13 protein-coding genes and 2 pseudogenes are annotated in these 15,139 nt (G+C 57.6%); 7 read left to right on the top strand and 8 right to left on the bottom strand.

The window, feature by feature from the left end:
• Positions 1–70 precede the first annotated feature (70 nt).
• Together nspC and GVK95_RS19400 are read left to right on the top strand one after the other, a co-directional pair.
• Positions 71–1,168 (top strand): carboxynorspermidine decarboxylase, encoded by a 1,098-nt coding sequence (gene nspC, locus GVK95_RS19405; protein WP_159952346.1) that lies wholly within the window; start codon positions 71–73, stop codon positions 1,166–1,168.
• A 39-nt stretch (positions 1,169–1,207) separates the two neighbouring features.
• The gene (locus GVK95_RS19400; protein ID WP_159952345.1) at positions 1,208–2,449 is read left to right on the top strand and encodes a saccharopine dehydrogenase family protein; all 1,242 of its coding nucleotides are present in this window, start codon (positions 1,208–1,210) and stop codon (positions 2,447–2,449) included.
• Positions 2,450–2,659: 210 nt separating this feature from the next.
• Here the strand turns inward: GVK95_RS19400 and GVK95_RS25375 are convergent, their stop codons facing one another.
• Positions 2,660–2,782, bottom strand: coding sequence for a hypothetical protein (locus GVK95_RS25375; RefSeq protein ID WP_280178083.1), 123 nt, complete (start codon positions 2,780–2,782; stop codon positions 2,660–2,662).
• 639 nt (positions 2,783–3,421) lie between these two features.
• Here GVK95_RS25375 and GVK95_RS19395 point away from each other — a divergent pair.
• A complete protein-coding gene (locus GVK95_RS19395) occupies positions 3,422–3,898 on the top strand; it encodes an NUDIX hydrolase (RefSeq protein ID WP_159952344.1) in 477 nt (158 codons plus the stop codon).
• 342 nt (positions 3,899–4,240) lie between these two features.
• On the opposite strand, the gene GVK95_RS19390 is transcribed toward GVK95_RS19395, so the two are convergent.
• Together GVK95_RS19390 and GVK95_RS19385 are read right to left on the bottom strand one after the other, a co-directional pair.
• The gene (locus GVK95_RS19390; RefSeq protein WP_244618824.1) at positions 4,241–4,996 is read right to left on the bottom strand and encodes a pseudouridine synthase; all 756 of its coding nucleotides are present in this window, start codon (positions 4,994–4,996) and stop codon (positions 4,241–4,243) included.
• 248 nt (positions 4,997–5,244) lie between these two features.
• Positions 5,245–6,044: pseudogene (locus GVK95_RS19385) on the bottom strand (glutamate dehydrogenase); the annotation flags it as partial.
• Between the two features lie 410 nt (positions 6,045–6,454).
• Between GVK95_RS19385 and rnk the strand changes: the two are divergent.
• From rnk to GVK95_RS19365, 4 genes and pseudogenes are all read left to right on the top strand, one after another.
• Positions 6,455–6,907, top strand: coding sequence for a nucleoside diphosphate kinase regulator (gene rnk, locus GVK95_RS19380; protein WP_159952343.1), 453 nt, complete (start codon positions 6,455–6,457; stop codon positions 6,905–6,907).
• A gap of 146 nt (positions 6,908–7,053) precedes the next feature.
• Positions 7,054–7,593 carry a nucleoside-diphosphate kinase gene (locus tag GVK95_RS19375; protein ID WP_159952342.1) on the top strand — a complete coding sequence of 180 codons (540 nt, stop codon included), beginning with the start codon at positions 7,054–7,056 and terminating at the stop codon, positions 7,591–7,593.
• Between the two features lie 77 nt (positions 7,594–7,670).
• A complete protein-coding gene (locus GVK95_RS19370) occupies positions 7,671–8,564 on the top strand; it encodes a DMT family transporter (RefSeq protein WP_159952341.1) in 894 nt (297 codons plus the stop codon).
• A gap of 284 nt (positions 8,565–8,848) precedes the next feature.
• Positions 8,849–9,867, top strand: a pseudogene (locus GVK95_RS19365) (class II aldolase/adducin family protein); the annotation flags it as partial.
• A gap of 710 nt (positions 9,868–10,577) precedes the next feature.
• On the opposite strand, the gene GVK95_RS19360 reads toward GVK95_RS19365, so the two are convergent.
• From GVK95_RS19360 to GVK95_RS19340, 5 genes are read right to left on the bottom strand one after another with little or no spacing between them, the layout of a single operon-like run.
• Positions 10,578–11,507, bottom strand: a complete 930-nt coding sequence (locus GVK95_RS19360) for an FAD:protein FMN transferase (RefSeq protein ID WP_159952340.1) — start codon at positions 11,505–11,507, stop codon at positions 10,578–10,580.
• Between the two features lie 3 nt (positions 11,508–11,510).
• Positions 11,511–12,128, bottom strand: a complete 618-nt coding sequence (locus GVK95_RS19355) for a nitrous oxide reductase accessory protein NosL (protein WP_200844334.1) — start codon at positions 12,126–12,128, stop codon at positions 11,511–11,513.
• Positions 12,125–12,946 (bottom strand): ABC transporter permease subunit, encoded by an 822-nt coding sequence (locus GVK95_RS19350; RefSeq protein ID WP_159952339.1) that lies wholly within the window; start codon positions 12,944–12,946, stop codon positions 12,125–12,127. The genes GVK95_RS19355 and GVK95_RS19350 overlap by 4 nt, the downstream gene beginning before the upstream one ends.
• The gene (locus GVK95_RS19345; protein ID WP_159952338.1) at positions 12,943–13,842 is read right to left on the bottom strand and encodes an ABC transporter ATP-binding protein; all 900 of its coding nucleotides are present in this window, start codon (positions 13,840–13,842) and stop codon (positions 12,943–12,945) included. Before GVK95_RS19345 ends, GVK95_RS19350 begins: the two co-directional genes overlap by 4 nt.
• Entirely contained in the window at positions 13,808–15,136 is a 1,329-nt protein-coding gene (locus GVK95_RS19340) for a nitrous oxide reductase family maturation protein NosD (protein WP_159952337.1), read from the bottom strand. Before GVK95_RS19340 ends, GVK95_RS19345 begins: the two co-directional genes overlap by 35 nt.
• Positions 15,137–15,139 lie beyond the last annotated feature (3 nt).

Below are 15,139 nucleotides of genomic sequence, written 5' to 3'. Positions count from 1 at the left end.
ACACGGCGTCGCAACCCGACGCCGTTTGCCGAGAACCCTCCCCCTTTTCACCCTCAACGCCGGACTATCCATGATGAAAACCCCATACTACCTGATCGACACATCAAAGCTGATCCAGAATCTGGAGAAGATCGCCCACGTAAGAGAAAAATCCGGCGCCAAAGCCCTGTTGGCGTTGAAGTGCTTCGCGACATGGTCGGTCTTTGACGTCATGCGCGGCTACATGGATGGAACCACATCGTCGTCTTTGTTCGAGACACGCCTGGGTCACGAGCAGTTCGGCGGAGAGACACATGCTTACAGTGTCGCTTATGACGACGACGAGATTGATGGCGTAATCTCGCATGCCGACAAGATCATCTTCAACTCGATCTCCCAGCTGGAACGGTATGCCGCAAAAGCTGCCGGCCGGCCATGCGGCCTGCGTCTCAATCCACAAATCAGTTCGTCGAGCTTCGACCTTGCAGACCCTGCCCGCCCATTCAGCCGGCTCGGCGAATGGGATGCCGGCAAGGTCGAAGCCATCATGAGCATGATTAGCGGCTTCATGATCCACAACAATTGCGAGAACACCAACTTTGCCCTCTTTGACAGGATGCTGAACCAAATCGAGGAAAGGTTCGGTTCTCTGCTCAGACGGGTAGAATGGGTCAGCCTTGGGGGTGGCATCCACTTTACCGGTGACGGCTACCCGATCGATGCTTTCTGCTCGCGTCTGCTGGCTTTCGCGCAGCGCCACGGCGTGCAGGTCTATCTTGAACCGGGGGAAGCCACGATTACCCACAGTACGACCCTCGAAGTGACGGTGCTCGATACGCTTTACAATGGCAAGCATCTGGCGATCGTGGACAGCTCAATCGAAGCCCATATGCTGGATCTTCTGATTTATCGCGAGAGTGCCAAGGTCTCGCCGAACGAAGGTCCACACAGCACCCTGATCTGCGGCAAGTCGTGCCTTGCCGGTGACATTTTCGGGGAATTCCGCTTTGCGGCCGAGTTGAAGGTTGGCGACCGCATCTCTTTTCAGGATGCCGCTGGTTACACGATGGTCAAGAAAAACTGGTTCAACGGCGTCAAGATGCCGGCGATCGCCATCAAGGATCTCGACGGAAGCGTCAGGACGGTCCGTGAATTCACCTATGCGGACTACAAGCAGAGCCTCTCCTGAGGCCATTCATTCTAGTATTGCAAGGAGTTATCCCCCGAAATGAAAAAGAACGTTCTCATCATTGGCGCCGGTGGCGTGGCTCAGGTCGTGGCACACAAGTGCGCCCAGAACAGCGATGTATTGGGAGACATTCACATTGCATCCCGCACTGTCGAAAAATGCTACAGGATCGTGGAGTCCATTCATGGGAAAAACAGCCTGAAGACGGACGTGAGGCTTGAGGCGCATACGCTCGACGCCATGGATCCGGAAGCGACCAAGGCGCTTATTGCCAGAACAGGTTCCCAGATCGTGATCAATGTCGGTTCCGCCTTCGTCAACATGTCGGTGCTGCGCGCCTGCATCGACGCTGGTGCGGCCTATCTGGACACGGCGATCCACGAGGACCCCAAAAAGATCTGCGAAACACCGCCGTGGTATGGAAACTACGAGTGGAAACGGGCCGAGGAGTGCGAGCACAAGGGTCTAACGGCCATTCTCGGCATCGGGTTCGATCCAGGCGTCGTCAACGCCTATGCGAGGCTCGCCAAGGACGAGTATTTCGACACGGTCACCGCCGTCGATATCGTCGATATCAATGCCGGTAGCCACGGCCGGTATTTCTCCACCAACTTCGACCCGGAAATCAATTTCCGCGAATTCACCGGCAAAGTCTATTCCTGGCAAAAAGGCGCCTGGCAGACAAACACGATGTTTGAGGTTGGTCAGGAATTCGATCTGCCTGTCGTCGGCAGGCAAAAGGCCTATTTGACCGGCCATGATGAGGTTCACTCGCTCTCAAGGCATATGGAAGGTGCGGATATACGCTTCTGGATGGGGTTCGGCGATCACTACATCAACGTCTTCACGGTGCTGAACACGCTCGGCCTTCTCTCCGAGCAGCCGGTGAAAACGGCGGAGGGACTTGAGGTCGTGCCGATCAAGGTCGTCAAGGCGGTGTTGCCAGACCCGACGTCCCTTGCCCCGGATTATGTTGGCAAGACCTGCATCGGCGATTTCGTCAAGGGCATCAAGGATGGGGTGGAGCGCGAGGTGTTCATCTATAACGTCGCCGATCACAAGCAGGCTTTCGAGGAAGTTGGCTCCCAAGGGATTTCCTATACGGCTGGCGTTCCGGCCGTCGCAGCCGCAATGCTCGTCGCAACAGGAGAATGGGATATCGGAAGAATGGCGAATGTCGAAGAACTGCGCCCGCGCCCGCTTCTTGAACTGTTGAACGGTATGGGGCTCCCAACACGCATCAGAGATATCAATGGAGACCGTCCTTTGACATCGCGCTAAAGCACGCGTGATACGCTTGGTTTTCCAACATGAGGACCACCGGTCGGAGACCGGTGGTCAAGTACCACATCGCGGACATCTACAGGTTACAGCTCCGTCCTGAAGGCGTCCCGCGGTCGCTTTTCCCAGGCAATTCCTCATGCCGCATATGCCGGCGTTTAGGCGCAAGACGTCCTTCCGATTTTATCGCGTGAGGGCGCCTGGTCTCACCTATTTGCGCTTCTTGGGGTTCGAACCACCTGCGCCTAGTGTTGCGACGGACATCGCCTCCTGCTTCTTTTCCGTGATTTTCTTTGGTTTGCGAACTTCACGGTTACCAATACGTTTGGCCATATTTTTTGCCTTTCCAGCAGCCATAAGGGCGCATGACGCCATTCGCGCTGCGGCTGAGACTGCTCCAGAGAACTACACGAATGGGAAAGGTCCCCTGGCCCGGCGTCGCTATCGCAACATGTCCGAACCAGGGCTAATGGCCAATTTGAAGCCGCACCTGAAAAGCGCTTATAATCACAAAACTGATCATTTGAGGAAGCATGGGATAGTTCTAGCGGAAAGTCAAATTCTTGATAGACAACAAAAATTAGCACGACGTTCGCTCATTGGCTTGAAAGAGCGTAATCTAATTCCTACATAACGAACATGTGCATGGAAACATTTATCAGACTATCGAGGCTTACGAGTAAAGCACGCCGCTTTGCCCGGAGCAGTAACTCGATTTGATACTGGAAGACCGCCAAGCCTTCTGCTCCGGGATAGTTTAATTCATGCGGTTCATTTTTGCGGCGTTCCTGACGTTGCAGTGAGTGGAGCCCTCCGTGAGCACTCCGTTGAAAATTAATCCCTGCCCCTCATGCAATCGCGCCCTCCCGCGTGCGGCGTACCGCTGCCCTTGGTGCTGTGCGCTTTTGTCGATCTACGTGTCTTTCCCACGTGACAATTTTGTGTTGACCGCTCGACCAGGGAGGCAACGACATGAACGCACATGAGGGGTTCGTAAGTGCCGCCATCTTCGATCAACCGGGAGTGGTGCATCAGTTCGGTGCTTTGCCCTGGCGCCGCGATCGTCAAGGTAACGTCAGAATTCTGATGATTACGTCCCGGAGGCGTGGTCGCTGGATCGTTCCTAAAGGGTCACTCATCAACGGCCGGACTCCAGCGCAATCGGCTGCCCGAGAGGCGTTTGAAGAGGCCGGCGTCTTCGGCGATATGCATCCGGCCCCAATTGGAAGCTACATACATGGACGCGATCTCGAAGACGGCTGCAAGCCGCTTTTCCGGGTCACTCTCTTCGCACTGCGTGTGCGTGCAACCCTGCTTCAATGGCCTGAGAAGCACCAACGGACGCGCAGTTGGCAGTCATTGAGCGAAACGGTGGAGAAGGCATCTGAACCGGACTTCGCTCGATTATTGCAGTCTGCTGCTGAGGAACTGAGCATATTCAATGCGTAGCGTTCGTATCCAATTCGGCTTGCGGGGAACCAACCGTGGGGCATCTCGCTGGTATGGCGCGTACCGAGCGTATTTGCTCGGTACGCGCCCTGAGCCTGCAATGTCTACATCAAGTTGTTGATTGCCACTGAGAACTGACCCGGTAGCACAGGATAGGGGTGCGGATAAAAGGTTGGACTGCTTCATAAGTTCAGGCCGAATGCAGCGAGGCAATTTCAGCCTAAAACTGAACCTAATGATCGGTGATAGTCTGGCATATTCGAGATGGAGGAACGCGGGATTTCATTTTTTATATTGACGACAAGCGCCGGCTTCTCGTCAAAAAGTGACATGCCCAATAGACTATTCGAACCCTGCGCGCTTGCGCAGTGAGGCGATTTCAGAGGTGGTGAGAGGCCTGCTGTCTCCTTTTTGTAAATCACCCAATCGCAGCGTGTCGACCGCTATCCTGACCAGGCGCAGACAGTCCAGTCCAACACCTTCCAGCATTCTGCGGATTTGCCGGTACCGACCCTCGCGCAGTTCGACCTCAATCCATGAGTTCTTGCTGCCGCGACGCAAAAGGTCAACGGAGGTGGCGCGGAGGAGCTCACCGTCGCTGGGAATGCCGAAAATCATCTGTTCCAGTTCCGGAGTGCCAATTTCTCCCCCGACTTGGACGTGGTAGATCTTGGGTACATTCGTGACAGGGTCAAGAAGCCGCTGCGAGAGGACTGTGTCATTGGTAAACAACAGCAAGCCTTCGCTGGCTTTGTCCAGGCGACCGACCGGTGAAACGAACCCCATGTCCTTAAGCCTGAGGCAGTCGAATACCGTCGCACGGCCAGCGGGATCATCACGCGTCGTAATCAGACCGCGTGGTTTGTTCATCATGATGTAGAGCTTCGTCGGTTCCGAAACAGGCTGTCCATCGACTGCCATTTGGTCCGATACAATATCCACCCATACCGATGGATCCATGGCGCGACGGCCATTAAGCGCCACCCGGCCCTCGGCAATCAACCGTTCGGCCTGAGTTCGCGAACAGTGGCCAAGTTTGGACAGCGCTCGCGGAAGCGTCACCCGCTTACCGCGGGGTGCTATGGGTTTTCTGCTCAAGATGTTAAAGCCGGAAGATTTAGCGAGAGGCGTCAGCCACCGCTATCGTTTAGGGAACGACATGATCCTGGTTCCCCGAACGCAAACCAGGATTTACCTGCGTTCGGGCCAGGAGCCGTTTTTCGAGCGCTGAGGCTCTCTGGGGAGTTGAATCACAAACGTTGCCATACCGCGTCTTTGCGCCGGTAGATCGCAAAAGTCAAACCTGTCAACGCGCATCAGCGCCGACAGGTGTCACCACGAGGTCGTCAGATCATGCCGAGCGCATCCATCGCCTCGGCCACTCTGACGAAGCCACAGATGTTGGCGCCGAGCACAAAGTCGCCCGCCGCGCCGTATTCTTCGGCTATCGTAGCGCATGTATCATGGATATTCTGCATTGTCGTCGCCAAGCGCTTTTCTGTCTGCTCGAAGGTCCAGCTATCCCGCGACGCATTCCGCTGCATTTCCAACGCCGACGTTGCGAGGCAACCTGCATTGGCGGGTTTGCCCGGTACAAACAAGACCCCTGCCTCCTGAAAACGCCGCACTGCTTGCGGTGTGGTCGGCATGCTGGCGCCTTCGCCGACTGCGATGACCTTGTTCCTGATCAGGGCCTTGGCATCGCTTCCCGTCAACTGGTTCTGAGCCACTGAAGGTACTGCGATATCGCGCGCTACTTCCCAGATTGCCCCCCATTCGATTCAGTTGCTACCAGCGCCCAATAAACCAACATATTCTGATATCCGACCGCGGCGTTGTTGCTTGATCTCCTTTAAAGAGGTCGAGATAGACGCCATTCTCATCGAGGATACAGACGCCGGAAGCCGAGCAAGCGGCAATCTTCCCCCCCGAATTCCACGACTTTCCATGTTCTAGCTTGCGACGTTGCCGGATCCAGAGACCAGCACGCGTTTGCTTTCAAAGCTGTGGCCTTTCGTCGAAAGCATCCGCGCGACAAAATAGGTTGCACCATATCCGGTCACTTCCCTCCGCTCTCTTGAGCCGCCATAAAACAGCGCCTTGCCGGTTAACACTCCGCCTCGTAACGATTGGTGAGGCGCTTGAATATCGGGCGGCGAATTGGCTGGCACCTCAAAACATATGCAAAACGAAATGGGTTTGGGGAGCCGATTGGTAGCGTGGATTTTATGATGGTTATGAAACAGGCTTGAGTGGATTAGCTTTAATCAAACCGTCAATCACCTAACAGCTTCACCTACCCTGCTTGACTTCCGCGATTAACGGGCACATCTTCAAGAGATGTTGATCGAGCCCCTCCACAATAGTCTCAAGCGAGTATGCCTTATCGCAGGCATATGACCCCCGGCCCGGTCGTGTCTCACCCCGGTCGAGGGGCATAGGTAGCTTTCCGCAAGTCGGTTGAAGCAGCCGAAAGAGGCGACAGTCTTTCCAATTCTATCTAATCGAATGCAGCGCGCTTTGTGCGTGGCTGCGTACATATATAGGAAACCAGCAATGGCTACCGAAAAGAAATCGCATCGCAAGCCGGCCATCGTCGTTACCCATTCCGACCACGAGAGGCTCTCACGCCTTGCCGAGGCACACATGGCGCGCAATCCGGAGGTGTCCGAAGAACTCCTGGTCGAGCTCGACCGCGCCCGCATTGTTCCAGACAACAAGATCGGCTCTGATGTCGTGCGCATGGGCTCGACGCTCCACTTTGTAAGCGACCTCGGCGATGAACGCCTAGTCATGCTCGTTTTCCCCGGCGAAGCCAATATCGCGGCCGGCAAAGTATCCGTTCTTACGCCTATCGGCGCCGCCCTGATCGGCCTTTCCACGGGTCAGTCCATCGACTGGACATCTCGAGATGGGCGAGTCCATCGCCTCACAGTAGAGAGGGTGGAGGCGCTGGCTGCAGGTTTTCCCGCCTCCAAAGGCACCGTGGAAGTGCGGTCCGCATCATAATGCGATGTCCGCTACCTTGCCGCCGCTCACTCTATGGAGGTTGCCTCATCGCAGGATAGTCGCCCCCTGCCCCCGTCTCGTGTGGGCAGGGGATCTCCAGTTCATATTTCATATGCGTGCTCCCGCTGGAGCAAAGGAGAACTGCGATGTCAGACGATCACTTCATCCTCACCACGAAAGATTGCTCCATTTTGGAGGCGATGGCTGACGACCCGCGCGGTCGATACCAACTGCTTCTTCCGATCATTTGCCATAAAATCGCCAAGGCAGTCGTCGTTTTTCGCGAGGATCTGCCAGACGGGATCGCCAGCATCAACAGTAGAGTTAGCTTCCGTGTCAATGGCAGCGCGAGGGATACCCGCGTGCTCTCGACCGGTCAGGTCACCGCGCCGATTGGCATGTTCCTGCCCATCACGACTACGCGCGGTCTGGGTCTTCTCGGTCTTAAGGAAGGCCAAGATATGGTGTTCACCAATGCAAACGGACTGGAAGACCGGATTCTACTCGAGAGAGTGGAATATCAGCCGGAGGCTTCATTGCGCGAACGCCGGGCGCTTAAACAAGCAGCCAATCCCCTAAGGCAGAAGCCACTGCTGCGCATAGTGTCCAGCGGGATGGATCAAGCGCGCCTCAAGGTTCCCGCCGCACCGGATGCTACTGATGATCCGGGCCCGTCAGCGGCCTGATCTGCACCCGAACCTTTGACACAGACGCGCTCTCGACGCAGCGCGCGTCTGGGCAAGAACATGAAGAAGGCTCCAGCATGTCGAACAATTCCCCCCCAGCACAAGAGTTGCCGCATAATACGTTCACGCAAGGGCTCCTGTGGATGGGCCTCAGCATGATCTCTTTCATCGGCATGTCAGTCGGCTCGCGCGAGCTTGCCAGCACACTGTCCATCCAGCAGGTGCTGTTCTTCCGCGCGCTCGTGGGCCTCTTCGTCATCCTTACGCTCGGCCGTGCGCTGCTGCCCGAACTGCGGAAAGGCAAGCTGATTGGGCTACATTTGGCGCGAAATGTCGTGCATTTCTTTGCCCAATACCTATGGACGATCGGCGTCGTGATGCTGCCACTCGCTTCAGTGTTCGCTCTGGAATTTACCATGCCGATCTGGGTTGCCTTTTTCGCCTTCCTGTTCTTAAAGGAACAGCTGACGAGGTTGCGGATACTTGCCACCATCGGCGGCTTCATCGGCGTCCTCGTCATCGTCCGGCCGGGCATCGGCATGGTAGATCCGGCCGCAGGGCTCGTGCTGATTGCCGCCGCCGGCTACGGTCTGTCACTGATCTTAGTCAAGCAGCTGACGCGGGAGGTTTCGGCCGGCGCAATCGTCGTCTGGATGATCTTCATCCAGCTGCCGCTCGGCTTCCTTGCGTCGCTAACGGACTGGCGTCCAGTGAGCTTCACCGACATCCCCTGGATGTTGGTCGCTGGACTCGGCGCGCTTGCCGCCCATTACTGTCAGGCCCAGGCACTCAAACGTCTCGACGCATCCGTCGTCATGCCAATCGACTTCCTGCGCGTGCCAATGGCTGCCATTGTCGGCTATTACGCTTACGCCGAAGCCATCGATCTTTGGGTCTTCCTCGGAGGTGGGATTATCTTGTTTTCCAACTATCGGGCGGTGATGGTGGAGCGACAGAAAACGACGCTGTGAGAGCCTTCAGCATCGCACAGATCTGGCCTAATCAAGCCGGATAAAGAGTAGTTTAGATTTCTCTTCCTCAATAGCTTTGGTCATCCCGGTTGGCTGACAATCTATCTGAATACGCAGTGATGTTCTCCGTGTTCCGGGTCGGCCACAAAGGCATTGCTGCCTACCTTGTGTATGACAATGTCCTTTATGATATATAGATCAGGAACCTAGTCCGGATGGATCGAGTGTGCTTCGCTTTGAAGGGATCCGAACCGCGGACCACCTCGGCTGGAGAACGGTCTACCGCCGTTCAGCTCGCGCCGCTGCTCGAGGTGCGCGACGGGCCAAAACCTTCCGATCCCGACATGGTTGCGCTGCTGCGCCGGAACCTGATCTCAGCAGATGCACCCAATCCGTCCGTCCGTCCGTCGAGGCGCTGCTGCACGTGTTCCTATCCTTCACTTTTGTCGATCACACACATGCGACGGCTATACTTGCACTGGCCAACCAGCCGGACATGCGCAAGACAGTCAAGCGTATCTACGGTAACCGCGTAGCATATGTCCCTTATGTCATGCCGGGCTTCGACCTCTCCATTGCAGGCGACCTTTTCTACAGGGACAATCCGGGATGCGAAGGGCTATGGCTCCAGAGCCACGGGCTTTTCACCTTCGCAAACAATGCCCGCACCTCCTATGAACTGATGATTGAATTCGTGACGATGGCAGAGGAAGAGCTGGCCCGTGCGGGCGTCACACTAACCGGTATCCAGACCAGTGATGGTCAAGAGGATCTTGCACTCAGAAAAAAGCTTGAAAGCGCTCTCAAACGCCCGCCATCGCCTTTCGAGAAAAAGCTTTCTCTGGACTATCGCTCCATGGTCTCGATCCGAGATTATGCTGCGAAAGAAACGCTCGATGAACTTGCACTGCGAGGTACCGTCACACCCGATCACGTCATCAGGATCAAACCTTGGCCGATGATCATCGACACGGATGCGGACGAAGACACCATCATCAAGGCGCTCGATGCATACGCTGACCGCTACAGATCGTATTTCGCGCGGAACGCTGCACAGCAAACCGAACCCAAGCAGATTCTCGATAGCGATCCACGTGTGATCGTCGTTCGACACAGAGGCATGTATGCGCTTGGAGGCACGGACAAAGCCGCGAAAATTGGCGGTGATCTGTGCGAACAGGCGACGCGCGCCATCAATGCCGCCGAGGCCTACGGCCGGTTTACACCGATCGGAGAAGCCGACCTTCTTGATATGGAGTACTGGTCCCTCGAGCAAGCCAAGTTGAAGGTGGCAGCAAGCTGAACCGATAAACTATGCTCGGCTCCGCCGGCAGACTGCTGAATATATGGGGCCGTAGCGGAAGAGTGGCGGACATTAAACAGAACACCTGGCTGGCTCGTGGCAAAGCGAAACGCGTAGTATGAGCCAAGCTTATGGCCGTGCCGACACCAAACCAAGATCAGCGGCCTAGAGAGGCAATGATCCATTGCTCTGCATGGGATCGCAACCAGCACTTGGCCGAAAGCTGCGCTCTTTCGGACCGAGAGTTCAGCCCCTGTCCCACCTGTTTCGAGCAGCAAACTCCGCAGACGTCGAAAACGACCACTCCATTGTAGTAGTCAAGTCGCAATTCGCGGCCCTTTCAGGTGTGCGTTAGATAAACGAGAACTGCTATTGTTGAGTACCGGGGAGATTGATCCAGTTTTTCATTGCGCCGTGACCCGGCACAACTCTAAATATGTGTTTATAAGCGGATGGTTACGCCGGTCTAGGTGGGGCGGGCAACGTGGAAAAACGGATCAAATCCTGCTGAAATTCAACAGGCGATGCTTGACGCGCGGCCCACGCTCAACTGGGTGGTCGAGACGCCAAGAGTGCTGAGTATGCTACAATTTGAACGGCGTCGATATGGACCTCGGGACTTCACGAGCCTTCTCCGATTGAGGCCCGCACAGTGTGTCAGTCTTTCCGTTTCCCGTGGTCCAGCCCGAGGGGTTCACTCCATCGCTGGGTCACTTCTCAGTGAAAATCAACACCCTGGCCTCCAACCGCGCATCAGAGAACCCCTCAATTAGCGATTCCATCGACCTTATGTCGGGCATAAGGCAGGCAGCTGTTGCGAGCGCATCGGCAACCGCTGCAGAGGAAGCGGAGATCGATACCATATGCCATGGCGCAGGTGTGGGCATGCCCGTTGCGGGATCGAGGATGTGCCCGTCCTTGCCGGTCTGGTCGAAGGTCGTGCCGAACGGGGCTGACGTAGCGAGCGCGCGTTGACGCAGGCCCAGTCGCTCGCCCGATTCCAGCCGGACCGGCCATTCACCGCCGCCGGGGCGACCGCCGAGCGCGCGCCACTCGCCTGTGTCGATCAGAATGTCGGTCAAGCCTTCAGCCTCCAGCAACGCAGCCACACGGTCTCCTACGTAGCCTTGACCAATTCCGTTGAGCGTCATTGCCATGCCCGGGTTCATTGTGATCACAGACGTATCCAGCCGAACCATGGGCCAGCCGACATTGCGTCTTGCAACTTCTATCGCTCGAGCATTGGGTCGCTCACCCCGGGCGGCAGCTTCGGCCCAGAGAGCCCAGAGCGGTTGTATTGTAGGATCGAAGCGCCCGCTGCTCGCCTTGTGTATCGCACTGGCCAGCGACAGGCATTCCAGCAGTTCGAAGGGCGGATTGGCAAGCCGGCCGTCTCGATTGAGGGTGACCAGAGCGCTGTCCGGGCGATACAGGCTAAGAATGTCTTCCAGCCGGTTGATTTCTGCCATGACCCGGCCGGCGATGGCTTCGCCCTCTGGATGGTCGAGCCGGACCGAGGCGCGCGCGCCAAGTGCTTGCCCTGTCCAGTGGCGGATTGAATGCGTCGCGGCACGCGCGGTTGCAGGAAGGATGGCAAGGGCAGCAGAGATACTGATAAGACGGCGACGGGTTATAGGCATGGATTATCCTCCAGCTTGGTTGGGCAGGGCACGTAGGCGACTTTGAAAATCCGCGTCAAAACCGTCTTGCTCCGGCTCGGTTTCGACCGGCGCCAGAACCATGTTGTCGGTAATTTCAGCCAATGTCAGCAATCGTCCACCATCAGCCAAGGCGAAGGCCTCGGCTTTCTCCCTGCTGGAAAACGGCACTGTCTCCGGAGCACCCATCCCACCCATACGGGTCGAACCGACAACGTAGACGACCTTGTCGACCGCGAACCAGTTGCCGTCGCCGGGCCGATCCCAGGTCGCGCCCTCGGCTCCCATGTCGTTGACGTAAACAGCAACGATCGGCGCCATCTGCTCGGGACCGCGCATATAGGCGATTGCATCGCGCACCTGGCTGAAGAAGAGTGGCGCAGGATTGCCTTCGAGAAACACCTGCGCTTTCGGACCCGGATGCTCCAGCAGGTTCATCTGGCAGTAATGGCCGAGAGTTTCCGCCGTCATGTCTTGCGGCGTGACGTTCTGGACTTCGTCACGCTGGCAGGCAGGCAGAAGTGCGAGCGAGACAACAAACAACAAGGAGCGAAGGCCTGCACCCAGCGACGGTATCATCGGGTTTCTCATAGCTTTTGTCATGGGGTCACCTTTCGGAACGCGGCAACTGCAATCGCAATGGCGACGAGTGGCCAGAGGACAAGCGAGGCGGCCGATTGCCAGAGGGGAATGGCACCTGCCGCCCCGCCAATTCCGCCGGCGGCTGCGACAGCCTCGCCTGCCGAGAGGTTGAAGACGCGAAAGGCATCGGCCGGATTTGCGAGCAAGGCGAAAGGCAATGCCTGCGTCGTGAAGGCGCCGCCGCTATCGGTAACGATCAGCGCCAGAAGCGCCAGATCGTAAAGCACCACAGCAACCAGCCAGAGCGCGATCGCAAGACCCGCGGCACCGGACGGGCGCCTCGCCAACGACGAAAGCGCATAGCCGGCGCCGAGAAAGGTAGCGCCGAGCAGAACCGAGGACCAGATCAACCGCCACAGCGAGCCCATTCCCTGGATCGCGTCCTGATCGGACCAGACGGCTACAAGCGTTGCTGCGCCATAACCCAGGGTCACCGCAAGCGCGAGGATTGCCAGATGCGCCAGGAGCTTGCCGAGCAGGATCTGCAGGCGAGAGACAGGATAGGTGAGGAGTAGCGGAAGTGTCCCGCGCTCTACCTCGCCCGCCACGGCGTCAAAACTCATCAGCAACGCAAGGAGCGGCACGAGATAGACGGCCAACGAAGTGAGGGAGGCGACGGTCACGGACAGCCGGTCCACGCCGACATCGCCCGTCGGGGCGGATCCGGCCGCAGCAAGCACAAGTGCAAACAGCACCATCATGCCGGTAGCAATCGAGACCCAGCGATTGCGGAAGGCAATGCTGAATTCCGAGATCGCGGTGGCGATGATTCTGCTCATTGCCCGTCTCTCCGGCTGAAATGGCTATAAATATCTTCGAGGCTCGGCGGGACGACATCCAGATCTGCGACCTCTGCGCCCCGTGCAGTGATACGTGCGAGAAGTGGTAGTTTCTCCGCTTGCGCGCAGCACAGATGCAGCAGGCCATCGGCACCGACGGATGCTTCCGGAAATGCCGCTGCCAGCGTGAGTTCATGACCGTCCGCCGGGCGAACAAGAAGGACGATCGGGAGAGCAGCGCGGGTTCTGAGTTCGGCAAGGGTACCTTCCGCTACCAGAGCACCACCGGACAGGATCAGGATGCTGTCCGTGCGCGCTTCCACCTCGGTCAGCACGTGAGAGGAGAGAAGGATAGCGGTTCCGTCGGCGGCCAGTCCATCGAGCAGGTCGTAGAAATCCCGCCGCGAAACCGGGTCGAGACCCGAGGTAGGCTCGTCGAGCACGAGGAGACGAGGGCGACCGATGAGTGTCTGTGCGAGACCGACGCGCTGACGCATGCCTTTGGAATAGGTGCCGATCCGCCGCCGCGCAGCGTGCGCGAGACCGACACGCGCCAGAAGTGCTGTTGCTTCGCGCGGGTTTTCTCCGCGCAGCGCCAGATAATGGCGGACCTGCTCGTCGCCGGTGAGCGCCGGGTGAAAGGCGACATTCTCCGGCAGATAGGCAACCTGCGTGCGCGCAGCCGGCGACCCCGGCGCCTCGCCGCAGACCGAAACGTCTCCGCTGTCGAACGGAATGAGGCCAAGGATGATCTTCATCATCGTCGATTTGCCCGCACCGTTATGGCCGAGCAAGGCTGCGCGCATCCCTGGCTGCAATGTCAGCGAGACATCCCTCAGCGCATCGACGGACTGGAAGCGCTTAGTGAGTCGAGAGATCGTCAGCGTCGGTGTCATCGTAATTTCCTTCGGCCCAACGACCGGCAGCCTCGGCTTCGTACCCGAGAATTCTAGAGGGAACCGCTATGGTTAGGGGGCGCATCAAGGGGGAACTATCGCGGACGCCGCCTGGAAGCGTGGCCGGAAAATCCCGCTGGCTCCAGCGCACGAGCTGCACGGCCGGCGAACCGATCAACAGGCTGGCCGCAGGTTGTGACCACAGGATTTGATCCATAACATCGTTTGGCCGGTAGAAGCTGTCGGCTCTTCCGTTGCCGTCGAGGTCGAAAGCCGGATGATCAGACCAGAAATTGCCCCTGCCCTCATGGCTCCATTCCATGTTCCGGGTGCCGACATACTTGACCTGCTCGCGATTGGCGATGAACGCGTTGCCGGTCAGCACGTTCTTCTCCGAGCCCGCGGTAAAGTGAAGGCCAATACCGCAACCCTCGAACCGGTTTTCCCAGATGAGATTCTTGTGGGCGTTGTAGATGAACAGGCATTTCTTCGTGCCGCCGCGCACCAGATTGCCGGTGACATCGGCATTGTTGGCATAGTTCAGCATTAGCCCGTGTTCGCGGTCGCCGAGGCTGAGATTGTCGATGATCCTGGCCCGGTCGGAAAACATGATGGCAAAGCCAAGATGATTGCCGATCGAGATGTTGCCGGAAACCTCGGTATTTCGCGTATACATGAAGTGCACGGCAAAGCGCAGGTCGCGCATGATATTGCCGCGATAGATGCTGTTCGAACTGGCATTGGAGAATATGCCGTCGCGACCGTAGCGAATGGAGTTGCCTTCCAGCAGTGTGCCGGGGCTGTTCCAGACATAGATGCCGTTTCCCCGCTCGTTCATCCGCGGGCTGTCCGTGCCGATGATCTCGTTGCCGATGACGGCGGCGTCGCGACCTCCATGTACATCGATGCCATGCATATTGCCGGCGACGAGCAATTTTTCCACACGTACCCGATCGGCCCCTTCCAGGATCTTCACACCCGCATCAAGGTCCTGGTTGATGCGGCCCGAGCCGGTGACAGTGAACCCTGTCAAAGTCACGTCGGTCGCGCTGATTGTAACCACGCTGCCTGACCCTTGCCCGTCCACCACCGCCCCTCGCGGGCCGATGACGGAAAGCGCCCGGTCGATGACAACGGGACCTGTATAGGTTCCGTCTTTCAATCTCAGCACATCGCCGGGGGCTGCCCCGGCGATGGCGACTGCAAGGCTGCCTGTTCCCGGTGCGATCGAACGCTCCTCAGCCGCAAGCGGCGAGGTGAGAACAAGCCCGATCAGGAGAACAGAGAACCGCATGGA

Origin of the sequence: Rhizobium sp. 18065 (assembly GCF_902706095.1) — a bacterium.
GTDB lineage: Bacteria > Pseudomonadota > Alphaproteobacteria > Rhizobiales > Rhizobiaceae > Allorhizobium.
The sequence above is the reverse complement of the archived record's forward strand: the minus strand, read 5'-3'. Positions and strand labels throughout refer to the sequence as shown.